Origin of the sequence: Micromonospora sp. DT4, assembly GCF_049841675.1 — a bacterium.
Taxonomy (GTDB): Bacteria; Actinomycetota; Actinomycetes; order Mycobacteriales; family Micromonosporaceae; genus Micromonospora.
Map to the genome: position 1 here is coordinate 112496 of NZ_JBNCKT010000003.1, position 21985 is coordinate 134480.

At 68.2% G+C, this 21985-nt stretch carries 26 protein-coding genes and 1 pseudogene; 11 read left to right on the forward strand and 16 right to left on the reverse strand.

The features are described from left to right. Nucleotide 1 precedes the first annotated feature (1 nt). The 8 genes from ACLQ24_RS02420 to ACLQ24_RS02455 all read right to left on the reverse strand — a co-directional run bounded on the left by ACLQ24_RS02420 (nt 2) and on the right by ACLQ24_RS02455 (nt 6523). The gene (locus ACLQ24_RS02420) at nt 2-1198 is read right to left on the reverse strand and encodes a tyrosine-type recombinase/integrase (RefSeq protein WP_425888755.1); all 1197 of its coding nucleotides are present in this window, start codon (nt 1196-1198) and stop codon (nt 2-4) included. Further along, a complete protein-coding gene (locus ACLQ24_RS02425; RefSeq protein ID WP_425888788.1) occupies nt 1198-1368 on the reverse strand; it encodes an excisionase family DNA-binding protein in 171 nt (56 codons plus the stop codon). The genes ACLQ24_RS02420 and ACLQ24_RS02425 overlap by 1 nt, the downstream gene beginning before the upstream one ends. After that, on the reverse strand, nt 1361-3205 hold the full coding sequence (locus tag ACLQ24_RS02430) for a replication initiator (RefSeq protein ID WP_425888756.1): 1845 nt from the start codon (nt 3203-3205) through the stop codon (nt 1361-1363). The genes ACLQ24_RS02425 and ACLQ24_RS02430 overlap by 8 nt, the downstream gene beginning before the upstream one ends. Next, a complete protein-coding gene (locus tag ACLQ24_RS02435) occupies nt 3202-3780 on the reverse strand; it encodes a DUF2637 domain-containing protein (protein ID WP_425888757.1) in 579 nt (192 codons plus the stop codon). Before ACLQ24_RS02435 ends, ACLQ24_RS02430 begins: the two co-directional genes overlap by 4 nt. Then, on the reverse strand, nt 3777-3968 hold the full coding sequence (locus tag ACLQ24_RS02440) for a hypothetical protein (RefSeq protein WP_377668278.1): 192 nt from the start codon (nt 3966-3968) through the stop codon (nt 3777-3779). Before ACLQ24_RS02440 ends, ACLQ24_RS02435 begins: the two co-directional genes overlap by 4 nt. Nucleotides 3969-3973: 5 nt before the next feature. Further along, nucleotides 3974-4228 (reverse strand): hypothetical protein, encoded by a 255-nt coding sequence (locus tag ACLQ24_RS02445; protein ID WP_425888758.1) that lies wholly within the window; start codon nt 4226-4228, stop codon nt 3974-3976. Beyond that, the gene (locus ACLQ24_RS02450; RefSeq protein ID WP_425888759.1) at nt 4225-5817 is read right to left on the reverse strand and encodes an FtsK/SpoIIIE domain-containing protein; all 1593 of its coding nucleotides are present in this window, start codon (nt 5815-5817) and stop codon (nt 4225-4227) included. The genes ACLQ24_RS02445 and ACLQ24_RS02450 overlap by 4 nt, the downstream gene beginning before the upstream one ends. Before the next feature lie 304 nt (nt 5818-6121). Further along, on the reverse strand, nt 6122-6523 hold the full coding sequence (locus tag ACLQ24_RS02455; protein WP_425888760.1) for a transcriptional regulator: 402 nt from the start codon (nt 6521-6523) through the stop codon (nt 6122-6124). A 136-nt stretch (nt 6524-6659) separates the two neighbouring features. Here ACLQ24_RS02455 and ACLQ24_RS02460 point away from each other — a divergent pair, with 136 nt between their 5' ends. Together ACLQ24_RS02460 and ACLQ24_RS02465 are read left to right on the forward strand one after the other, a co-directional pair. Then, entirely contained in the window at nt 6660-7502 is an 843-nt protein-coding gene (locus ACLQ24_RS02460) for a GntR family transcriptional regulator (RefSeq protein ID WP_425888761.1), read from the forward strand. Beyond that, nucleotides 7499-8188 (forward strand): HAD family hydrolase, encoded by a 690-nt coding sequence (locus ACLQ24_RS02465; RefSeq protein WP_425888762.1) that lies wholly within the window; start codon nt 7499-7501, stop codon nt 8186-8188. Before ACLQ24_RS02460 ends, ACLQ24_RS02465 begins: the two co-directional genes overlap by 4 nt. Before the next feature lie 12 nt (nt 8189-8200). Here the strand turns inward: ACLQ24_RS02465 and ACLQ24_RS02470 are convergent, their stop codons facing one another. Continuing rightward, the gene (locus tag ACLQ24_RS02470; RefSeq protein WP_425888763.1) at nt 8201-8452 is read right to left on the reverse strand and encodes a GntR family transcriptional regulator; all 252 of its coding nucleotides are present in this window, start codon (nt 8450-8452) and stop codon (nt 8201-8203) included. A gap of 103 nt (nt 8453-8555) precedes the next feature. Between ACLQ24_RS02470 and ACLQ24_RS02475 the strand changes: the two genes are divergently transcribed. Next, the gene (locus tag ACLQ24_RS02475; protein ID WP_425888764.1) at nt 8556-8954 is read left to right on the forward strand and encodes a hypothetical protein; all 399 of its coding nucleotides are present in this window, start codon (nt 8556-8558) and stop codon (nt 8952-8954) included. Then, complete coding sequence (locus ACLQ24_RS02480; RefSeq protein WP_425888765.1) at nt 8945-9187, forward strand: hypothetical protein; 243 nt, start codon at nt 8945-8947, stop codon at nt 9185-9187. The genes ACLQ24_RS02475 and ACLQ24_RS02480 overlap by 10 nt, the downstream gene beginning before the upstream one ends. 12 nt (nt 9188-9199) lie before the next feature. On the opposite strand, the gene ACLQ24_RS02485 is transcribed toward ACLQ24_RS02480, so the two are convergent. Beyond that, on the reverse strand, nt 9200-11935 hold the full coding sequence (locus tag ACLQ24_RS02485) for a restriction endonuclease (RefSeq protein WP_425888766.1): 2736 nt from the start codon (nt 11933-11935) through the stop codon (nt 9200-9202). Nucleotides 11936-12738: 803 nt separating this feature from the next. On the opposite strand from ACLQ24_RS02485, the gene ACLQ24_RS02490 reads away from it, so the two are divergent. After that, entirely contained in the window at nt 12739-12879 is a 141-nt protein-coding gene (locus ACLQ24_RS02490; RefSeq protein WP_425888767.1) for a hypothetical protein, read from the forward strand. Nucleotides 12880-13081: 202 nt separating this feature from the next. Here the strand turns inward: ACLQ24_RS02490 and ACLQ24_RS02495 are convergent, their stop codons facing one another. Then, nucleotides 13082-13237: a hypothetical protein gene (locus ACLQ24_RS02495; protein ID WP_425888768.1), complete on the reverse strand. Its 156-nt coding sequence runs from the start codon at nt 13235-13237 to the stop codon at nt 13082-13084. 266 nt (nt 13238-13503) lie between these two features. Here ACLQ24_RS02495 and ACLQ24_RS02500 point away from each other — a divergent pair. Further along, nucleotides 13504-13722, forward strand: a pseudogene (locus ACLQ24_RS02500) (hypothetical protein); the annotation flags it as partial. Here the strand turns inward: ACLQ24_RS02500 and ACLQ24_RS02505 are convergent. Next, complete coding sequence (locus ACLQ24_RS02505; RefSeq protein WP_425888790.1) at nt 13711-13932, reverse strand: hypothetical protein; 222 nt, start codon at nt 13930-13932, stop codon at nt 13711-13713. The pseudogene ACLQ24_RS02500 and the gene ACLQ24_RS02505 overlap by 12 nt on opposite strands. A gap of 7 nt (nt 13933-13939) precedes the next feature. Beyond that, nucleotides 13940-14062, reverse strand: a complete 123-nt coding sequence (locus ACLQ24_RS02510; protein ID WP_425888791.1) for a hypothetical protein — start codon at nt 14060-14062, stop codon at nt 13940-13942. Between the two features lie 126 nt (nt 14063-14188). Here ACLQ24_RS02510 and ACLQ24_RS02515 point away from each other — a divergent pair, with 126 nt between their 5' ends. Then, complete coding sequence (locus ACLQ24_RS02515; protein WP_425888769.1) at nt 14189-15070, forward strand: LLM class flavin-dependent oxidoreductase; 882 nt, start codon at nt 14189-14191, stop codon at nt 15068-15070. Between the two features lie 68 nt (nt 15071-15138). Here the strand turns inward: ACLQ24_RS02515 and ACLQ24_RS02520 are convergent, their stop codons facing one another. Beyond that, nucleotides 15139-16203 (reverse strand): questin oxidase family protein, encoded by a 1065-nt coding sequence (locus ACLQ24_RS02520; RefSeq protein ID WP_425888770.1) that lies wholly within the window; start codon nt 16201-16203, stop codon nt 15139-15141. A 33-nt stretch (nt 16204-16236) separates the two neighbouring features. Beyond that, complete coding sequence (locus ACLQ24_RS02525; protein WP_425888771.1) at nt 16237-16788, reverse strand: phosphoribosyltransferase family protein; 552 nt, start codon at nt 16786-16788, stop codon at nt 16237-16239. Between the two features lie 187 nt (nt 16789-16975). Between ACLQ24_RS02525 and ACLQ24_RS02530 the strand changes: the two genes are divergently transcribed. The 4 genes from ACLQ24_RS02530 to ACLQ24_RS02545 all read left to right on the forward strand — a co-directional run bounded on the left by ACLQ24_RS02530 (nt 16976) and on the right by ACLQ24_RS02545 (nt 21319). Continuing rightward, a complete protein-coding gene (locus tag ACLQ24_RS02530; protein WP_425888772.1) occupies nt 16976-17614 on the forward strand; it encodes a septal ring lytic transglycosylase RlpA family protein in 639 nt (212 codons plus the stop codon). A 101-nt stretch (nt 17615-17715) separates the two neighbouring features. Next, nucleotides 17716-18843, forward strand: a complete 1128-nt coding sequence (locus ACLQ24_RS02535) for a PP2C family protein-serine/threonine phosphatase (RefSeq protein ID WP_425888773.1) — start codon at nt 17716-17718, stop codon at nt 18841-18843. Nucleotides 18844-18971: 128 nt separating this feature from the next. After that, the gene (locus ACLQ24_RS02540) at nt 18972-20828 is read left to right on the forward strand and encodes an acyl-CoA dehydrogenase (RefSeq protein ID WP_425888789.1); all 1857 of its coding nucleotides are present in this window, start codon (nt 18972-18974) and stop codon (nt 20826-20828) included. Nucleotides 20829-21049: 221 nt separating this feature from the next. After that, nucleotides 21050-21319 (forward strand): DUF6458 family protein, encoded by a 270-nt coding sequence (locus ACLQ24_RS02545; RefSeq protein ID WP_007454197.1) that lies wholly within the window; start codon nt 21050-21052, stop codon nt 21317-21319. Between the two features lie 40 nt (nt 21320-21359). Here the strand turns inward: ACLQ24_RS02545 and ACLQ24_RS02550 are convergent, their stop codons facing one another. Beyond that, entirely contained in the window at nt 21360-21899 is a 540-nt protein-coding gene (locus ACLQ24_RS02550; protein WP_425888774.1) for a SixA phosphatase family protein, read from the reverse strand. Nucleotides 21900-21985: the final 86 nt, after the last annotated feature.

The window sequence follows — 21985 nt, forward strand, 5'->3', positions numbered from 1 at the left end:
CTCACCTGTCGCCGTCCTTCTTGCCTTTCTTGCCTGTCTTGTCCTTGTGCTTGCCTTTGGCGTCGGACTTCTTGCCCCTCTTCCGGTCCGCGCGCACCGCCTCGTGCAACGCTTGGGCGATGGCGCGGTCGGCTTCCGCTGTCGCGTGTTGATAGATCAGCGCCGCCTGCGGCGAGTCGTGGCCCATCCGGGCCATCAGGTCCCGGGTGCTGGCCCCGGTCTGGGCGGCGAGGGTGTTCCCGGTATGCCGTAGATCGTGGAAGTGCAGGTTCGGCTGACCGATCCCGGAGACGTTCGCCTTCCAGTCGATGAGCTTGTTCAGGTTGCCCCGCCAAATCGGGCGCCCACTCTCGGTGGTGAAGACGAACGCTTCCGGGTTGTCGTCGACCTCGGCGGCCAGGTGGTCACGGACGACCGCAACGACCGCCGGGGGCAGGGTGATCGTGCGCCGGCCGGCCCGGGACTTCGGCGGACCGAGCACCAGGCCGACCCCGCGCTGTTCGGTGTACGCCTGCCGTACCCGGATGGTGCCGGTCACCGTGTCGACGTCCTGCCGTTGCAGCGCGGCGACCTCACCCCAGCGCAGGCAGCCGAAGGTGGTGACGAGGACCAGGGCGCGGTACCGGGGCGGCACGATGTCGGCCAGCTTGAAGACCTGGGCGAGGGTGAGCACCGGCCGTTCCGCCGGCTTCTCCTGGTCGGCACCCGGAATGCGGCACGGGTTGCGGGGCAGGATCATGTCTTCCTTCACCGCCGTCATCAGCACCGCCCGCAGCAGCCGGTACGCCTTGGCCGCCATGCTCACCGAGACGCCGTTGCCGAGTAGATTCGCCCGCCAGTCGCGGACCATTGGGGTGTCCAGCCGACCCAACTCCGCCGCACCGAGGTACGGCACGATGTGCTTGTCGAGCAGCCACCCGTACAGGTGCACGGTTCGGGGTCGCAGGTTCGGCCGCTGGTCGATCCAGCGTCGTGCGTAGTCGGCAAGCTTGATCTTGGCCCGGGTCGGGTCGGTCCACTCGTGCCGGGCAATCTGTGCCTCGACCAGCGTGAGGTACCGGTCCGCGTCGGACTTCCGGGCGTACGTCTCCGGTGCGTTGCGCATCTGCCCGTCCGGGCCGGGGTACCGGGCCTGATAGCGCCCCGAGGGCAGCTTGCGGACGCTGCCGAACCGGCGGTGGCCTTCCTTGTTCGCCATCACGCCACCCGCTGAAGGTCGCGCCACACATCCGAGGCGGTCAGTGGCTCCACCCGCCCGGAGTCGACGTGCGCGGCCAGGTCGACGGCCTTGATCCGGACGCTGCGGCCGAGCTTGTGGAACGGGATGCGCCGTTCGGCGACCAGCCGGCGGACGTACCGCTCACTCATGTTGATCCGGGCCGCGGCCTGCTCGATGGTCAAAACCTCGTCCACTGTCGTCTTCCTCCCCGTCGTGCCGTGCGTTGTGCTGAGTTGCCGAAAGGTCTGCCGACCCCTGGGCGGCCCGGTCCTTTGCGGCGAGTAGTTCGGACCGCCAGCGGGCGCGTTCACTGATCGACCGCATGAGCCGATGGGACAGCGGCCCCACGTCCGGGTCGTCGGGTCGGGCGAGTTCCCAGGCGTGCCGGACCCGTTCGGAGGTGGTGCCCCGGTCGTCGACGAGCTGCCCGGAGTCGACGGTCGCGCTGGTGTCGGCGGTGGCGCTGTCGGTGGTGACGCCGAGCAGTGACCGCACCCAGGCCCGGACGTCGTGCTTGTGGTCGCCGAGCGTCTTGCCGGACCAGTCGCGGGAGATGAGGATGCGTCGGCCGCCGATGCCGAGGGTGTCCCGTTGGTGGACCTTGCCCTTGCAGCGGCCCGGCTTGAGCTTGGCGTGTGCCTTCTTGGGTTGGACGCCGTAGAGCAGCCAGTTGGCGCACCGGTCGGTGCAGGGGGTGACGCGCAGTTCCCGCCAGAGCCGGTCGAGGTGTTTGCGTTGCCGTTCGGTGGTTGCCTTGTGTACGTCGCCGGTGTGCTTGGTGATGTACTTCGTGACGTACCGGATGGTCCGTTCGGCGTCGGTGGTGCCGGGCATGACGCCGCGCGCGTCGACCTGGGTACCGAAGCGGACGACGTGCACCGGTTCCGCGTGCGGGTCGTCGTCGATGGCGTCGAGCGCTTCCCTCCAGGTGGTCAGCGGGTGGCGGGTGTCCGGGTCGACCCACGCCGCCGCCTGCTCGTCCCACTCGGGAGGCCGGTCGGCGGTGTAGCGCTGGACGTCGACGGCGGGCCACCACACCTGGTGATAGGTGGCTGCCGCCACGGTGCGCAGGGTTTCGCGGGGGATGGTGCCCCGAATGGCGAAGTGGGCGTGTGGAGCGAGTCGGCGTTGCGGCTCGACGCAGCCGGCGTACTGGACGTTCCAGCCCTCACACCGGCGCAGGTTCTGCCAGAACCGATCCAGCAGCCGGGGGAAGTGCACGGCATCCCAGGCTGCGCGGCGGTAGTCGTACCGGTCGGGGTTGACCGGGGTGCCGTCGGGGCGGACCGGGCCGTAGGAGTCAAGGGTGAGGGTGAGCCACATCGACGGCCGGTAGGTGGTGCCATCCGGCGCGGTATAGGTCTTGCCGACCGTGTGCCGCTCGACCTTGCGGCGTGGCAGGTCCGGCGCGTCCTGCCGCCGCTTAGTGGAGCGCTTGCGCCGGCGACCGGTGTCGTCGTCGGAGTCCTCGTCGACGCCTGCGTGGGGTGGCCCGACCCGCCCGCGCAGGCCCTCCGTCGTGATGGCCTCTTCGACCTCGCGGATTCCCTCGTCGATTTCTTCGACCTGTCCCCACTCGGCGGCGCGGATGGCCTCGTCGCGGGAGAACTCCAGGTGCGCGCGGAACAGGATCAGTGCCTTCTGCGCCTCGGTCGCGGGTTCCGGGCCGGGTAGGGGTTCGTCGTCACGGTGCCAGCCCTCGCGAATCTGGGCCTGCCGCAGCCGGCGGTTCTTCTTGGCGCACGGGGCGCACTTGTCTTCCCGGGTGGCTCCGCAGGGCAGGTCGATGACTTCGGTCAGGCCGGTGTCGAGGTCGGTGCGGCGCATGGCGAGGGGACGCACGCAGACGCCGTACTCGGCGGCGATCTCTTTGAGGACGTCGACCGAGCGGGGTAGCGCCATGCGGGCCGCCCGCGACCCCGGCCGAGGAACAGCAACCAGGGCCGGGGCGACGGGTTCGAGGCCCGGCAAGGTAGGGGCGGTCATCGGATGATCCCGACGACGTGCGGCCGGTTCGACGGGACGACACCACGCGGAGGCAGCACGGCCGCCGGGGCGGAGATGGCAGCCGGGACCGGGACAGCCGGCGGCACGGGGTCGGCCGCACGCTCGGGTTCGGGGTCGGTGGTGACCTGCTCGGGCACGTCGTACCAGTCGCTCGGGGGTTGCTCCGGTTCGGGAGCCAGCGGCACGGCGGGGGCGTTGGACAGGACGACCTTGACCAGTGCGAGGAACGCCAGCGACGGCACTGCCGCCACGGTCCAGCCCCACAGCGACGGTTCGGCTTCTGCGACCTGGGCCGCGAGCGACAGCAGCGCGAACGCCACCAGGAGCGACCCGACCAGGCCAACAGGGCGACCGGCACGCCGTCGGGCACGGATCTCCAGCCCGAGGTAGATCGCCATCAGCTCGACGGCTACCGCGTTGGCCCAGCCGATCCAGTCGGGCTGGCCGTGGGCGACGGACAGGTCGTGTACGTGGGTGAAGGCGGCGGCACCGGCCATGGTGCCGATGGCGAGCAGGATCAGCAGGCGTACCGCCGATTCGGTGCCGTTGCTCATCGCCATTCCTCCAGCGGCTTCTCGCGGATGGTCAGGTCGATGCGGATGCGCCGGCCGTTCATGTCGGGGCGGCGGTTGACCATGTGCGCCACGCCGTGCAGGGCGGCGGCGGTCTGGTCGGAGGGGCCGACGAGCCGGATGCGCAGCGGACGCCGGAGCCGGTCGATGATGCGGGTGAGGGGGTTCACGGCGGTTACCTCCGGGCCGGTCGAATGTCGGTGCGGATGTAGTCGGGTGGGCTGCCGAGCGCGGCGACCGCTTCGGAGAGGCAGCGCCACAGCGCCCACGCCTCGTCGGGGGTCAGGGCCATCCGTCGCCGGCCGGCACCAACCGCCAGATAGACGGGGTACGGGTCGGGCCGCTCCGGGTCGACGCGGACGGAGACGGCGGTGACCGGTTCGGGGGTACGCAGCCGGTAGAAGCGCCGGCCGTTCGTCGTGGCGGTCATCGGGGATCACCCCCGGCGTCCCGGTCGAGCAGGTTGCGCAGCGATTCGGGGAGCAACGGCCCCGACGGCTTACGAGGCAGCGGCAGCCGGACCGGCTCGGCGGCGGTTTCCCGGGCGACCTGGGCGAGGATGTCCGACGCGTCAACCGGAGCCGGATACTGCCGGGCCATGTCGCGGATGTCGTCGTCGCTGACGTACGAGAACCGGACCCGCATCGGGTCAGGAGTGCCGTCGAGGATCACGTACCCGACGCCCTTGGCCCACCGGGGCATCTGGTCCGCGAGCGCGCCCCGCTTGCGGGCACCGTCGCCAAGAACCATGTCGACCTGCGACGCCTCGGTCAGGCCCAGCGCGACCCGGGTCGGAAACAGATCCCGGAACGGCAGTACGTCCTTACGCGGGTCCTGCAACGCGGCCACCACCAGGACGCCAACGCCGGCCCCCTGGGACAGCAGCAGCCCCAGCGACGACGCGATGCGCTTACGAAGGTCGACGTCTTGCAGGTACGCCGTCAACGCGGCCATCTCGTCGATGACGACCACGACCAAGGGATCAGCCTCGGTCGGAGTATGGACGCGAACCCGGCCGGCAAGCCGAGTCTGCCGCTCCCGCAGCACCCCCACCGCTTCGTCGAGCAGATCGGCCATGGCCTCGAACGACTTGCCGGCGAACCGGGCGAACATCGGACGGCCGAGCGCGAACTCCATCCCGCCCTTGGGGTCGATCACCCAGAGCCGAACGAGGCCCGAGGCGACCCCACCACCGAGGACCCGAACGAGTGACCACAGCACCGAGCCCTTACCGGAGCGGGTCGCACCGCCAACCAGGACATGCGTGGAAAGGAGATGCAGCGACCAGGTACACAGGTCTTCCCGCCGCGCCAGCGGTAGCGCGGTGAAGTCCGGCACCGCCGGCACCGCGAACGGCGGGACCACAGTCCGCAGCGCATCGGTACGGACCAGCGCCAGGTAGACCAGCGTCGGACGATCCCGGTACCGCACCCGGTCGACGAGCCGCAGCAACCAGGCACCCCGGCCGGTCCGGGTCGGAGGGTCGCCTGGACGCTCGGAGTAGATCCGCGCGTGCCGCCGGCCGAACGCGTACGCCAGGTTGGCGCTCACGGCCTGGAACTGCTCCGGCGTCTGCCCCCGAACCATCCGGACGGTCAGCACGTCGAGCGCCTGATCAGAGCGCACCCGCAGCAGCTCGGGCAGGATCGGACGGTGGTCGTACATCTCGGATAGTCCGCAGAGAGTCATAGCTTCACGCCACGCCCGCCGGTAGACGAACACCCGACGCCACGAGCCGAGCAGCGGACCCGCCAGCCAGGCCCACCAGGACGACTCGTCACGCCACCGCCACACCGCCGACACCCCAGCCGCCAACACGAGCGGCACCACCAGGCCGGGCCAGTCAAACGCGACGTAGAGCAAAAGCGCGAGCACCATCGAAGCCGTGGCTACGGGGTGCCGCAGGCACCACCAGAGGACCCGCCCGGACCACCTCAGCAGCAGGCCGAGCAGCACCGCCCAGACCGGCAACTCGAACCGCTTCGGCCGGACCACGAGCAGGTCACCGGGCGAGGTCATCACCACCTCACCGCGAGGACGCCCGATCACTTGGCACCCCGCAGCGACACGAACCGGCCCGACGCATCCCGGACCGAAGGAAACGGAAGGACGAGCTGCCCGACGCAGCCGTCACACCGACCGTCGGCACCCGTCGCTGGATCAAACCGGGATTGACACACACCGCACCGAGGCCAGCCACGGCCAGCCGGACGCATACCCTTGGACACGTCACTACCTCTCTCGACAGAGCAGGGGGAAGAGATAGGGAAGGGCGGGGCTGCCGTCCGCCAAGATCAGACAGCCCCGCCCACACTCGGAACGGCTACGCCGCCGCCTTCTTGTTGCCGGCCATACCCGCCGGGGCACGCATCGCGGTAGCCCGCAGCGAGTACGCCATCCGACCGTTACTCGCCACGTACGGCGTGACCGTCATGCCCTCGAACTCCACCGCCTCGAACGGCGCACCCGACGGCGGCACCGGCTGGTAGTCGGCGGAGATCTTGACCGTCGTCTCCCGGGACCGCTTCCCCAATTCCGGGTCAAGGTCCATCACCCGCACCTGCCACACCCGCTGGCCGGTCAGCTTGTCCTTCGACGGAGAGCGCCGGCCCGTCTTCTCGTCGTAGTCCTCCACCTCACCCAGCGACTCGGGCACCAACGCGCACCCCGCCGGGAACACGTCCTCACAACGCACGGCGAACCTCGTACCGCCACGCAGAGCCATCGCTCAACCTCCTGATCTCACCTGACTATCCTGACTAGCCAGGTGGTGTGGATCAAAGGTAGACCGGCTTGGCTAGTCATGTCAACACAATCTGGGGAGCTTCCCTAGCCTGGCTAGCCAGCGGTACTCTCCGTGCATGAGTCTTGACCCCGACGACCCCCGCACCCCGTCACAACAGATCGCCGCCGCACTGCGTGCCGAGATCAAGACGGGCAGGTTTGCCCCCGGCGAGAAACTGCCCTCGCAACACGACCTCGTAGAACGCTTCAGCGTCGCCCGCGAGACGATCAAGGCAGCCCTGCGCAAGCTCCAAGAGGAACGCCTGATCGTCACCCGCCAGGGCAGCGGCACCTTCGTCCGCGCCAACACCGAGCGCCCCGTCGGACTACGCCCCCACGTCGAACGCGCCTTCGAGGCCCCCCACGTCACCATCGACTTCGCCGGCTTCTCCGGAGAGACCCTCTACAACGCGATCCAGGAAACGTTGGACAAGGTCCGCATCGGCCGGCTCACCCCCGAGTCGATCCGGCTACGGGTACTGATCTCCGACATGACCGCACCGATGGCGATCCCCTGCCGCGCCGAGGACCAGGCCGACGACCCCGCCATCCGCGCCCGCGCCCGCCGGATTACCGACCGGTCCATCCATGCCGTCACCGACGCCGTCCAGGAACTTGCTGATCTGGGCTTGGTCAAGACCGCCACCGCCGAGGTGCGCGTCCACAACGCCGCACCTCTGTTCAAGCTGTTCATCATCAACGAACAGGAAGCGTTCTTCGGCTTCTACCCCGTGGTCGAGCACACCGTCTCCATCGAGGGCAAGCCGGTGGCGATCTACGACGCGATGGGCAAGGACGCGATCCTGTTTCCGTTCACGCCGAGCGACGACGACAACTCCAACGACGCCCTCTATGTCGAGCAGGCTCGCGCCTGGTTCGACAGCATGTGGGGCACCATCTCCCGCGAGTACGCCTCGTGAGCCCCACCGCCCTGACCGAGATCATCGGCCGTGCCCGCGTCGTGCTGCTCGACTTCGACGGCCCGGTATGCAGGGTCTTCGCCCAGCACTCCGCGTCGACCGTCGCCCACGAGTTGCGCCGGCTGCTCGTCGACCAGGCTGTCACCCTGCCGCCGGACATCCTCGCCGACCGTGACCCGCTTGCTGTCCTGAGGTTCACCGCCACACTGGGGCGGCCCGCCGTCGTCCGCCTGGTCGACGAAGCGCTGTCCCGCGAGGAGGTCACAGCGGCCCGCACCGCCGAGCCCACCCCGTACGGGCGTGAGGTCATCGTTGCCGCCCAGCAGACCGGCCGACGCCTCGCAGTGGTGTCGAACAACTCCGCCGCCTCGGTCCACACCTACCTGAACGTGCGCCGGCTAACCAGCTATGTCCACCCGGTCATCGGCCGCCCCACCGCTGACCCGGAACGGATGAAGCCCGACCCCGCCTCAGTCCTGGACGCCATCCGGGAACTCCGCGCGGACCCGGCCGGCTGTGTCTTCGTCGGAGATTCCCCCAGCGACATCGAAGCCGCCCACGCCGCCGGGATCGCCGCCATCGGGTACGCCAACAAGCCCGGCAAACGCGAACGACTGGCCGCCGCAGACGTGGTCATCGACAGCATGGCCGACCTGGTGGCCGCCTTCGCCGTAAACGAGCTGTAGGACCGAACGACGCTACGAACCGGCTCCGGTCACATCCTGGGCCGAGACGTAGGTACCGCGTTGAGGCATGGTCACGACCAACCCCCGCTCACGCAGTAGCGCCACAGCAGCGCGAACCGTGCCCCGACTGACACCAAACTCCTGCCGGAGCTGCGTCTCACTCGGCAGGGTCTGACCAGACGCCAACTTGCCCGCCTCGATCCGCTTCGTCAGCAGGTCAGCGAGCTGCACATACAACGGCGTTGGCGACAACGGATTAACCACACCCCCAACCTAGAAACGACCTGTACGCCCTGATCGTGCGGTACGTCCTAGACGTCCTAGACGTATGGTGTTTTGGGTTGGGGGTCCAACCAGGGAGGCCCTGATGTTCATCCGGCTCAGGAAGTGGCTCGGACTATCCACCCCGACGCCCCGTCTCGACCAGACCGGCCCCGCCACCATTTACCCCGACCGAGCCGGAGCCTTTCCACCACCGCAGCAGGCACGCCAACCCGGCTGGAACGAAGCCACCGGCCAGGACCTGAGCGTCGACCCGATGACGACGGCTCAGCCCCGAGTGGCGTTCGCCGGCAGAGCGGAGGCCGCTGCGACCAGCCGAGACGTACCTGTACTCGTCCAGTCCGCCGCCCGCTGCCTCGACTACCACCGGCGCAACAAGTGCTGGAAATGCACGGACACCGGCTTCTGCCCCATGGTCGTTATCGCGCGCTCCCGCATGTGGACCTGGCGCCGATACCGCGCCCTCAACGGACGATGGCGGTAACCCTGCCCAAGGCCGGGGATGTCGTACATCTGACCCGAGCCGCAAGCGTCCAGTTCATTAACCCGATCATGTTCCGAGTCATCCGTGTACTCGACTGGGTCACCTACGACCACTGGGTTTGGCTCGACGGCTATCAGCTCGACCGCAAGGGAGACGCTGTTGCCCGACGAACCGTTTTCGTGCAGAGGGAAGGGCTACGGATCATGCGATCCGGCAGTACGCCTTCAAGCTAACGCGGAAATAACCTAGCATTCAAAATGCATGCCGCTTGCGCCATCAGCTCCAAGAGAAGGTCTCGATCGAAGACTTGTGTCAAGTCCAGCAAGACGTGCCCAAGCGCGGAAGGAAACACCTGAACTCCGCATTGTTTCGGACTGCCAGTCCGCTGCGTTCGCCTTGCGCAGTTCTTCACCAACTTCTTTTGGGGTTGCTGCCGGATTTCTTCTCAGCAAAGAGATAGCCTCAGAGCCTCCAGGCACAGCCGTCAACAATCCAAGCAATCTCTCTTCGTTGATTCGCCCATTTTCAATCAGATCGGTCCACGTGATACGTATAAACTGGTCCGATTCGGATGCCACGGCCCCTAATGCAACAAGCTCGCGAAAGGCTCGTCGCTCCCGGCCCTGAAGATCATCGATTGCAACCCGCTCGTGCATAATTCGGCGCAGGAGACGAATGCATTGATTGGGGTGCTCATAAGGAAATGCACCACGTATTCGAACCGTGTGGCGAGCTTCGAAGAGACGCCCGACGCCGGATGATTCATCAGGTAAAACAGAGATCGTCTGATTATTCATCCGCGCAAGTCCGGCGTACTCAAACCACTGCACAAATGCTCGCGCATAGGTTTTCCAGGTTTGTTGCGTCCCGACTGTTGAGAAAGCCGAACGAAGCGCTGTCGCATATGCGGCGAGCGTAACCTGGTTGTTAGACCGTTCCGCAAGCTGACGAAGCGTGGAAAGAGCGCGATGGCGCCGCAGCGACGTAGTTACGCGCATACGGAGAGCCGCTTCCCGGTCAGAATTTTCCCATATCTCTGGGATAAGCCGCACTCGGTATGGCTCATAACGGGAGGCACCCAGCACCCGGAGCTCGCGCGCGATATTCCAAATCGAATTCTCACTTGTCTGCTCACGCAGGGCGACGTCCTGGATCACAGATACGCCGCCGTCTTTAAGAATGTGGGTAAGAAGCCGCGAAACGGAAACAGGCGCGTATCTTATGATGTAGGAGTCTTCGATCGGAACCCTACCAGTGTTGAGGAAGTCCCGGAACGTATCCCAGTAAGTGTCGTACTTCTCGCCGATCTGGACAATAAGCCGCTGATGAACGAGCGACAACACAATTTCGTGCGAAACCCGTTCGGTAACCTCACCTACCGAAATGGGTGCATAGCGCGCTATAAACTTCAACGCATCCAGTTCCTGAGCTCCAAGACCGGCCAAGTCCGCCTCGAACAATGACTGCGCGTTGAGTGATTGACTGACCAGCTGCTCCTGGGTCACTCCCTTGCGGATCTCCGCCAAAACGTGAGCGGTCAGTTTCTTAAACAACCAAGGCAGCCCCAGCGAGATTTCTTGGAGGCCACGCCGGAGCTCACGACTAAGCTTATCCCCGAGCTCCTTCTCTAACCGACGCAGGAGCAATTCAACCTCTCGAGGACCAAGTCTGCCAAGATCTACGATCTGGGAGACGCCCCGAATGTCGTCTCGGAGGTTGTACGGATGACTTTCCGTCCAGCCAATGTAGTCAGTCTTCCATGCAAACGCCACGACGAAAGGCTTCGAGGTTTCGGCAACGAGAAGCGCAAGGTCTCGGAAATCTGTCGTCAGCTCAACGTCGCGGAAAACATTTTCAAACTGGTCAAAGAATATAAGCAGCGGCCCAGGACGGAGCCATGTTGCGTGAGCGATTGTGGAGATACCGCTAGAGATGCTCGCCCAGGATGCGGACGCCGGTAGTTCAAGTAGACCGGCCGCCACAGCCTCTTCGGCCGCCCGCTTCAATGCTGCATTTACGTAGCCTCTTCTACTGATAGCTGTCCGGCTGTCAATCACTTTGGCGTGTCCGCCCAGTTTCGCCACACTGCTTGCAACCCTAAGCGCGAGCGAGCTTTTCCCCCAACCTGACTGCGCATTAAGGACTATGACACTGGGTGCCCGCCGTATTGCTTCCTCGAAAGATTGGATCGCCAATTTCCGACCGACAAAGAATTGTGGGGATGCAGGGAGTTTGTACTCGAAGTTGGATTGACTCCCGTGGACCGGGGCGATAAGGGGCTCATCCGTACCGCTTAGTGCGGACCGCGTAGGCTTGGCTTCATCCACGATCGGGAGCCCTTGTGCGTAGCTAGTCAGCGCCAATAGTTCGATGGCCGATGCTGGCACGGCTCCTTCCATTCCTTGGACAAGGACCTGAGCAGCCGTTCGGCTCCGCACATCGTTTTCTTTGCCCGCAATGAAGAGCCCATACCGAGTAACCACAATCGCTCGGTCAGTGATGAACCGACCTGCGGTGATGAACTCCGGAAGTTGCCCTCGTTCCAGCAACCGATCCCTGATTTGTCGCGCCGTCAATACCGTAAAGCCGTCACCTTCGATGTCTTCTACGAAGTCAGCCGCCTGTGGCGATAGCCGAGGGATAGCGACAAAGTAGCCGTGCAGATTCTTCTCGGCTCGTTGGCCTTTGCACAATTTTCCATAAAACGACGAGACGTGATGAGCGGCAACGGGGGTCGAGTGAGCTTTACACTCGGCAATCGCGCGATGCCCATTTAGGCGATGCGTGACACTCACATCGAGCTCGATACCGTCCGACGAAACGTTCAGGCGGTCTCGGTGTGGCTCTTCGTAGCCGTAAAGCTCGAGGAGCCGGCCGGCAAACTCCTCGAACAGGCGGCCTCTGGCGGCGCTCACCGCGCCGGGCGAATCACCCTCGGCCAACACCAAGATCAGCGGATCGGTCGGAGCCGTCGTCTCCACTACCACCCCTTACTACCTCGGCCTCTAGGTGCGACATGCGCAGTGTCCACAAGCGGGCCGCCCGTGGTGCTGGTGAGACTGAGCGTGAGAGCAGGGTAGTCGATGTTTGTGACATAGAGGGTGGGCTGGCACCAAGCGATGCGCGCAGTACTGCACCAGAGCATCCGAGTAGGAGAGGATGTCGGGCCGTCGGGTCCAAGGGATCAGCGGACATCACACCCGGGCTGGATGGCCGAGCATTGCTGTCTCGATGCGTTAGCGGCCAGGGGAACAGACGCCGGACGGCGGCCTGTTCGTGCTAGCGCTAGGTGGACGGACCTTGCGAAGAGGACGTGTCACATGGGTCAACGTGGGCGGCTGCCGAATTCCTCTGTTTTGGATCAAGGCACCGCGCTGCGCGCGGTGCGGGCGCGGTGGCCCCGTCCGGCGGCAAGCCGCCCCGGTCGTCTGCGACGCCGGGGCGGGAAGCCGCCGACAGCCGACGGGCTGCCGCGCCCGCAGCATCCCTAACCCGGATGACGACCACGACCTGGCCGTACGATCGCCAGCATGGCGGGCCGCCGTCGAGCTTTTGGCGATCGGCTGCCGCGCCGGCTTCGCCGGCTTGCCCTCGGCCTTTCCTGGTCACCCACGTCGCGCGGGAGCCGACCAACCGGGTCCGCCTACGCTGTCGCTGTGGACGCGAGCAGAGTTGCGACTTCCCCTGGGCGTACAGCCGGTTCCGCCCGCTGCCGGGGTTTGAGCCGCTGCGTCCGCTCTTCGCCGCTCGGAACGCCGCCCTCGACGCAGACGACGACGAGGCCATGATCCGGATCGACGACGAGATCCGGGCCGCCCTCACGATGACCCACCCGGACGGCCGCGAGGTAGCCGAGTTCCTACTGAGCATCGAGGACTACGAGGTCGGCTTCCAGTGGTATGACGAGCCGTTCGAGGACGAGTAGCCCGTGCCATTAGCGTGCCATTGCGCCAGGACAGCCGGGGTCAACCCAGGCCACCAGGGACCACCGTGAACAGGCCGCCGGCCCCTCGACCTGCCGCCCATCGTCGATTCCCAAGCTGACAGTGCGGGTTCGATTCCCGTCACCCGCTCCACCGTGAGGCCCCAGCTCAGGACTTGTTCCCTGGCTGGGGCCTCATTCTTTGCTATAACTTCTTGCGCTTACCGTGCCCGCTACGTGCCCGATCCCGGCTCTTTTTGATCTGCGAATTGAGCGCGTCGGCGATCTGCTCGTCCTGCTCACGGGCGGTGTGCTGGTAGATCATTGCGGCGCGGGTCGCGGCGTGGCCCATGCGCGCCATCAGGTCGGCGAGGCTCGCCCCGGTCCTGAGTCGAGGGTGTTCCGATGTGCCGCAGGTCGTGGAAGTGAAAGCGAGGCAGGCCAGCCGCTGTGACCCGGGTCCGCGCGGCCAGCAGCGGTGTCCGCGCGAAGGCATGCTGGTCGTCCGGGAGCCGGGTTCACCGCTGCTTACGACTTGGTGCGCGATAGCTGAGTGACCCGCGCGGATCATGAAGATGGCCGTGCGGGACGATCATGATTGTGACGTCAGGACCAGGCCGCACGGCCATGTCGCATCGTATCTTCACCGGTATCCCACGACGCAGACTGGCCAGGCTGATCGCCGAACTGGCCGAGCCGTGGACCGCTCAGCAGGAGTCCCGGCTCCACGATCGACGCGGCCGGGACCGGCTCCGCGCCGAAGGCGCCGGCCCGAACCACGACCTGCCGTTCACCGACCGGGTCATCGCCACCCTGGTCGTGCTGCGTTTGCAGCTACCGCACGCCGCGCTGGCCCTGCTCTACCGGGTGGACCGGTCCACGATCACCCGAGCCGTCGGCGAATGGTCTGCTGCCGGACGTGCCGACGACGGTCGACGCGATCTCCGCGTGGTTGCCGGTTGCAGCCGCGCGTACGTCGATGATTCCGCCGACGCGCTCGGCAATCTCCGTCACGACTGTCCCGGGCAGGGCGGCCCATTCGCGGCGCATGGCCACCTCTTGGTCACTTGCCGCCGGGCTGCGGCGGGTTGGGCGGGCAGCAGGATTCGGCCTCGCCGTACCAGAATTCCATGTCGACGCGGTAACCGGTCCGGTGCAGCGCCGCGAGCGTGAAGGCCAGAGTCATCCCCCTCCTCGGGCGGCACCCACCGGGTGCCTGCTCGCAACGAGGTCGGAGTCGATCGGGACGTCCCTACCGCGCGTGATTGTGACCTGGGGCACATAGTGGCCCCGACTAGCTAGGCTGGCGATCATGCGGATTGGCATCGTGATCCTGCCGGACCAGCGCTGGGGCCAGGCGCAGCACCGCTGGCGGCAGGCCGACGAGTGGGGCTTCGACCACGCGTGGACGTACGACCACCTGGGCTGGCGGGACCTGGTCGACGGCCCGTGGTTCGACTCGATGTCCACCCTGACCGCCGCCGCCACGGTGACCTCCCGCATTCGGCTGGGCACGCTCGTGGCGTCGCCGAACTTCCGGCATCCGGCGGCGTTCGCCCGTCAGGTCACCACGGTGGACGACGTCTCCGGCGGCCGGTTGCTGCTCGGCCTGGGCGCGGGAGGCATCGGCTTCGACTCGGCGGTGCTGGGTGGCGAGACGCTGCCACCGCGCCAGCGGGTCGACCGGTTCGCTGAGTTCACCGAACTACTCGACCTGATCCTGCGCGAGGACGGCACCACCTGGCGTGGTGACTGGTTCGCCGCGGTGGACGCCCGCAACAACCCCGGCTGCATGCAGCAGCCCCGGGTGCCGTTCGTGGTGGCCGCCAACGGACCGCGGTCGATGCGGCTGGTGGCCCGCTTCGGGCAGGGCTGGGTGACCACCGGCACCGGCGACGACAACGACCTGACGAGCTGGTGGGACAGCGTGTCGATGCTGTCGGCGCGGATGGACCGGACGCTGGCCGAGGCCGACCGCGACCCGGCGACGCTGGACCGTTACCTCTCGCTGGACTCCGCGCCGGTGTTCTCGCTGAGCAGCGCGCAGGTCTTCGCCGACCAGGTTGGCCGGGCCGCGGAGTTGGGCTTCACCGACGTGGTGACGCACTGGCCGCGTGCGAGCAGTTGGTACGCCGGCGACGAGGCCATCCTGGCCGACGTGGCGACCCGACTGCTGCCCGAGCTGCGCGGATGACGCCGGCTCAGGTGCCCAGGTCGCCGGTGGCCATACCGCCCTCGCCGCCGTAATTCGTCCGGCGTGGCTCAGATCAGCTGCACGGCGTAGCTCGCGGCGTCGAGCAGCCGTCGGTCGCCGGTTGCCGCGTGGGCGTCGAGGACCGCGTCGGCCAGCTTGACCACGTGCGCGTCGCCGTGCTGTGCCGCCCGGGCGAAGACCTCCTCCGGGGTCGCGGCGGTCACCGACGGCGGCGCCACCGCGTCGCTCGGGGCGTACACCGAGGTCACGGCCGCCGTCGCGGCCCAGGCCGCGGCGAGGCTCGGCGCCCAGAGCGCGCGGTCAAGTGCCGGCAGGGTACGCAGCACGGCGGTCGGCGCCGTCACCGCGTGCACCAGCATGACCGGCTCGGCGTGCCCGAAGCGCAGGTAGTCGAGCACGGCGCGGTGCACGAGCGTGTTGAGCCCGCGCTCCGCCTCGGTCGGCGTCCGCGCGGGGCGCAGCGCCGCGAGCGCCGGTTCCCATCGGGGTACGCCCACCAGCCGGCCCAGCCGCTCCCGGATGCCTCCGGTCCGGTCGTCGATCCGGGGCAGCCCGGCCAGCGCGGCGACGACGTCCGGGCCGTCGTGCTCGACCGGGTCGGCGGCGGGGTGGCCCGACGGGACCGGGGCGCGCAGTCGGTCGGCGCCGGGTACCGGCTGCCAACGGGCCGCCCAGTACCCGAGGGCCTGGCCCAGTTCGGTGAGCCGCGGCGGGTTCGCCCCGTGCAGGTGCAGGGCGCGTACGGCGTGCCCGACCCGGATCACCCCGTGGGTGGCGCCGGCGGCGATGCCGGGCAGCAGTCGGGGCCACCAGGTGCCGAGCACGTCCCGCCACGGCTGCTCGCGCAGATGCCGGTCGAAGTACGTCAGCCAGTCGCCGGCCCGCTTCGCGTCGCCCAGCGCCGCCCGCCAGTCGTCGATCGGGCGCACCCCGCGGGGCAGCTCGTCGAGCCGGGTGAGGTAGTCGTCGAGCCAGCGGTGGACCTGTCGCTCGTGCCCGTGCCGGGCCAGCGCCTCGACCGCCATCGGGCCGTGGTTGGAGAGCCAGCCCTCGTATTCGGGGCCGGTGCGGTGGAGCCGTTCGTACGCCTCGTCGAGGATGCCGTCGCTCATCCGTCGATCGTCGAAGATGAAGGGGGCTTCAGGTCAACCCGGCAGATCCGTGCCGGTGATGAGGCCGGTGATCCGCAGCGCGGTGGTGGTCTCGGGCGGGCAGTCGGCGGCCACCACGGCGGCACCGAGCACCTGTGCGCCGCGCCTGGCGCAGATGTCGTAGAGGGCGTGGATCTGGGCGCCGGTGCGTACCCAGTCGTCCACCACGAGGACCCGGTCGTCGGGGCCGAGGTGCCGGTTCCGTACGGCCAGGTCGACCTGTCGGCCCCGGTAGTCCGGCGGGCTCTTCGCCCAGGTCAGCGGGCCGGCCGGCAACCTACCGTCGCCGGGCTTGTGTGCGGCCACGAAGCCGGCCCCGAGGGCGGTCGCGGCCAGTGGTCCGAGCAGCAGGCCGGTGACGGCCGGGGCGAGCACCACGGTCGGCTCGGCTTCCCGGTACGGGGCCACCAGGGCCGGCCCCAGCTCGGCCAGCACGCCCGGGTCGCGCCACCAGCCGGAGATGTCGCTGACGAGATGGCTGGCGTCCGGTCCGGGGTCGATCCAGCGGAACAGGGCGGCCAGGCGTCCGGTCAGTTCAGCGGGCATTCGTCCATCGTGCGGCACGGGCGCTCGGCGCGTCCGCACCTGGGCCGCTCGACCCACCCCGCCTCGGATGATCGGCTATAGCTACCGGGGCAAATACTGGCATACCACCATGATCACGTTGACTTCGGAAGTGCTTCTCTCGTTACGGTCCGACCGGTTTGTTCAGTCGACGAAAGGAACCGGACCGGTGACAGGTAGGCACTCCCGTACCCGCTTCTTCTCCTCGCCGGCGGGTATCGCGGCCACCGCGGCGGTCGGCGTCGCCCTGGCCGTCGGTGGCACGGTCGGTGCCGTCCAGCTCACCTCCGGGTCCGGGCAGTCGGGGCAGGCGGCCCTGGACTTCACCCCGACCACTGCCGGCAGCCTCACCCCCAGCTCCCCGACCGCCTCCCCGAGCGCCAGTGCCACCGCGACCCCGAGCGTGACGGCCAGCCCGTCCGCCAGCCGCTCGCCGCAGGCCGCCTCCCGGGGCAAGGCCCGTACCGCGTCACCGAAGCCGAGCCCCACCAGGGCGAAGAAGACCACGGCGGCGGCGAAGGTCCTCGAGAGTGGCTCGTGCGGCGCGTCCTTCTACTCCGACGGGCAGCTCACCGCCAACGGCGAGTCGTTCAACCCGAACGAGCTGACCGCGGCGCACAAGACCCTGCCGTTCAACACCAAGGTCCGGGTGACCAACCCGAGCAACGGCAAGTCGGTCGTCGTGCGGATCAACGACCGTGGCCCGTTCATCGACGGCCGCTGCCTCGACCTGTCCCGTGCCGCGTTCGCGACCATCGCCTCGGTGGACGTGGGCGCGCTCACCGTTCGCTACGAGGTGCTTGGCTGAACGCATTCGGAGACGCCGATCCGGCTGGAAGCGTGGGCCGGCCGGACAGAACATCCTCGGACGACGGGCCAGGTTCATTCACCGGTTCACGTCGATCAGGCATGCTGTCCCTCGTACCCACGCGACTCCTCCAGTCGGGCCGTAGCCCGCTGAGCCCCGGATCCCGCGCCGGCCTCGGCGCGGCCGTCGTCCTGCTCGCGATCGTCTCGGTGCTGGAGCTGGCCGACGGCCGCCGGGCCCACTACGTCGCGCTCTTGGTGGCCGCTCCGCTCCTGGCGGCTGGCCTGGCCGCCTGGCGGGTGGTGCTGGGTGTGGGCGCGGCGGCGACCCTCATCGGGGTCGGCTTCGCCCTGACCGACCCGAGGATGGTGCTGGTGACCTCGGTCAACGTGGTCGCCGTCGGGTTGGCGAGCGGGCTGGCCGTGGCGGTGGCCTCGGTACGACAGCGGCAGGCGGAGCACATCGCCGAGCTGACCAAGCTCGCGTCGGTTGCCCAGCAGGCGGTGCTGCGTCCGCTCGGGCCGCAGGTCGGGATGCTCTCGGTGGCCGGTCGCTACATCTCCTCCACCGCCACGGCCGAGATCGGCGGTGACCTGTACGAGGCGATCGACACCCCGTACGGCGTCCGCATGATCATCGGCGACGTACGCGGCAAGGGGCTGGACGCGGTTCGCCTGGCCAGCATCGTCCTGGGCTCCTACCGGCACGTGGCCTACGAGCGGGCCGACCTGCGTGCCGTCGTCGCCGACCTGGACCGCGCGGTGGCCCGCAACGTCGGCGACGAGGACTTCGTGACCGCCGCGCTGGTCGAGGAGCGGGGCGGGACGCTCACGATCGTCAACTGCGGCCACCCGTCGCCCCTGCTGCTGCGCCGGGGCGCGGTGATCCCGCTGGAGCCGCCCGCGCCGGCGCCGCCGCTCGGGTTCATGCCGGTGGTCCGCCCCCGGGTGGAGCGCCTGGAGCCCGGCGACCGGCTGTTGTTGTTCACCGACGGTCTCGGTGAGGCCCGGCGGGACGGCGAGTTCTTCCCCACCGCCGACCGGGCGTGGCGGCTGCTCGGGCACGGCACGGTCGCCGACGGGCTCGCCTCGCTCGAAACGGCCCTCGTCGAGTGGGTGCACGGACGCCTGGACGACGACATCGCACTGGTCCTCATGGAGTACGTCGGTTCCCGTACGGGAGTGACGTCGGCCGTGCCGAGCTGGGAAGTCGGCGCCGCCGAGAGCTGAGTGGGTCCCGGCGCGGAGACTTGTGTAATCGCCGTCACTTGGGTGATCGGCTTGTCGCTTCCTACCCGCGAATAATACAGTCGTGGTTACTGATCGGTAACACCTGTCCGGAAGCGGGGCCAGTGAGCATGACCCACTACAAGAGCAACCTTCGGGACCTCGAGTTCAACCTGTTCGAGGTCTTCGGGGCGGACCGGGTGTTCGGCCAGGAGCCGTACTCGGAACTCGACGCCGACACGGCCCGGAGCTTCCTCGCCGAGGTGGACCGCCTCGCCCGCGAGGACCTGGCCGCCAGCTACACGGCCAGTGACCGCAATCCTCCGGTCTTCGACCCGGCCACGCACACCGCGCCGCTGCCGGAGTCGTTCAAGAAGTCCTACCAGGCATTCATGGACTCCGAGTTCTGGCGGCTCGACCTGCCGCCGGCCCTGGGTGGCACCAACGCCCCGCGTGCCCTCTGGTGGGCCCTCGCCGAGCTGGTGCTTGGCGCGAACGCCCCGGTCTGGATGTATTCCTCCGGTCCCTCCTTCGCGCACGTGCTGTACGTCGAGGGAACCGAGCGGCAGAAGGGCTGGGCCAAGCTCGTCATCGACAAGCAGTGGGGCTCCACGATGGTGCTGACCGAGCCGGACGCCGGCTCGGACGTGGGCGCGGGTCGCGCCCGGGCGATCCAGCAGCCCGACGGCAGCTGGCACATCGAGGGCGTGAAGCGCTTCATCACCTCGGGTGAGCACGACCTGAGTGACAACATCGTGCACTACGTGCTGGCCCGCCCGGTCGGTGTGGAGGGCGTCGGCGGCCCCGGCACCAAGGGTCTGTCCCTCTTCATGGTGCCCAAGTTCCACTTCGACGAGACCACCGGCGAGCTGGGCGAGCGCAACGGCGTCTACGCCACCAACGTCGAGCACAAGATGGGCCTGAAGGTCTCCAACACCTGCGAGGTGACCTTCGGTGAGCACGGCGTACCGGCCAAGGGCTGGCTGCTGGGCGACAGGCACGACGGCATCCGGCAGATGTTCATGATCATCGAGTACGCCCGGATGATGGTCGGCACCAAGGCGATCGCCACGCTCTCCACCGGCTACCTCAACGCCCTGGAGTACGCGAAGAACCGGGTGCAGGGCGCCGACCTGGTCCAGCAGACCGACAAGACCGCACCGCGGGTCACCATCACCCACCACCCGGACGTACGCCGCTCGCTGCTGCTGCAGAAGTCGTACGCCGAGGGCCTGCGCGCGCTGGTCCTCTACACCGCGAGCTGGCAGGACAAGGTCGCCATCGCCGAGGCGGCCGGCGACGAGAAGGCCACCAAGCTGGCCAAGCGGGTCAACGACCTGCTGCTGCCCCTGGTCAAGGGCGTCGGCTCGGAGCGGGCGTACGAGCTGCTCGGGCACGAGGCTCTGCAGACCTTCGGCGGGTCCGGCTTCCTGCAGGACTACCCGCTGGAGCAGTACGTCCGCGATGCCAAGATCGACACCTTGTACGAGGGCACGACCGCCATCCAGAGCCTGGACCTGATCTTCCGCAAGATCGCGCGGGACAACGGCAAGGCGCTGATGGCGGTGTCCGGCGAGATCCAGGAGTTCATCTCCAGCGAGGCGGGCAACGGCCAGCTCAAGGAGGAGCGGCAGGCGCTCGGCAGGGCGCTGGCCGAGATCCAGAACATCCTCGGCGTGCTGACCGGCTGGCTGGGCGAGGCGCAGGCCGGCGACGCCCGTGCGCTCTACAAGGTCGGCCTGAGCAGCCGCCGGTTCCTGCTGGCGATCGGTGACCTGGTGGTCGGCTGGCTGCTCCAGAAGCAGGCCGACGTCGCGCTCAAGGCCCTCGCTGGCGAGGTCTCCGGCACCGACAAGGCGTTCTACACCGGCAAGGTGGCCGCCGCCCGGTTCTTCGCCCGTGAGGTGCTGCCGCGCATCGGCGCCGACCGGCGGATCATCGAGGGCGCCGACCTCGACATCATGGACCTCCCGGAGGAGGCCTTCTGACCGTGCCACGGCACGCCTGAGCGGTTCCGGGTCGCACCACCCGGCACCCTCTCGACGGCCGGCGAGGGCCTGTGCCCCCGCCGGCCGTCGTCACGTCTGCGGACTCGCACGGTCAGCGGTATTCACCAGCCCCGGTCGGGTATGCCGCCGCCGTGGCGGGTAACCCGCCTCGACCACGAAAGGGAACGCCCAGAGCCACCGCACGGGGGAGTGCAGCGCACATGGGTGTAGGAAGCGGCATCTTTCTCATCGCGCTCGGCGCGATCATGACCTTCGCGATCCGGGCCAATGTCTGGTGGATCGACCTGCGCGCGGTCGGCTGGGTGTTCATCCTGGCCGGGCTGGCCGTGCTGCTGACCACCCTCTGGTTCTGGCAGGACCGGCGCAAGCGCGCCCGGACCCTCATCGTGGAGGAGAACCGGCTGTCCCACCCCACGGCGATGATGCCTCCGCCGCCGGACCCTCCGCCGCCGACCGCGCCGCCGTCCTGAGCACGTACGCCTGAGCCACCCGTCCTGTCCGGCGGGTGGCTCAGCCGCGTGCCGTGTGCCGTTGGGCGATCGGCGCCCCGCTCCGGCCCCACTGGGTCCAGGTGGCCGTGCCGCGGTGCACCGCCAGCTCGGCGGTCCGCAGTCCCTCCTCGTCCGCCGTCTCGGGGTCGAGGAACGCGGACAGCAGCGAGACGCCCGGATTGTGAGCGATCAGCAGCACGACCCGAGCCGCCGGGTCAGCCGTCCGGACCAGCGCCAACAGCTCCTCGGGGTGGGCGTCGTACGCGCCGGGCTCGTAGCGCACGTTCGGGCGGGGACCGGTCGGTCCGCCCTCCGGCGGCGTACCGGCCATCCCCATCGCCACGCCGTGCCAGGTCTGGCGGGTACGTCGGGCGGTCGAGCAGATCACCACGTCGGGCAGCAGGTCGTGGTGGGCCAGCCACGCACCTGCCGCCGCCGCGTCGGCCTGCCCGCGGGCACTGAGCGGGCGCTGGGCATCGTCCGTACCCTCGCTGCCCGGCTCGGCCTTCGCGTGCCGGAGCAACACCAGTGTCCGTGTGTCGGCGTGGCTGTCCGTCATGCCCTCAGCTTGCCCGATTGGCGATCTCCCTGCCGGGGTATGTCCAGGGATGCCGCACCCCCTACCAACGGCCGCGGCGGGCCGTA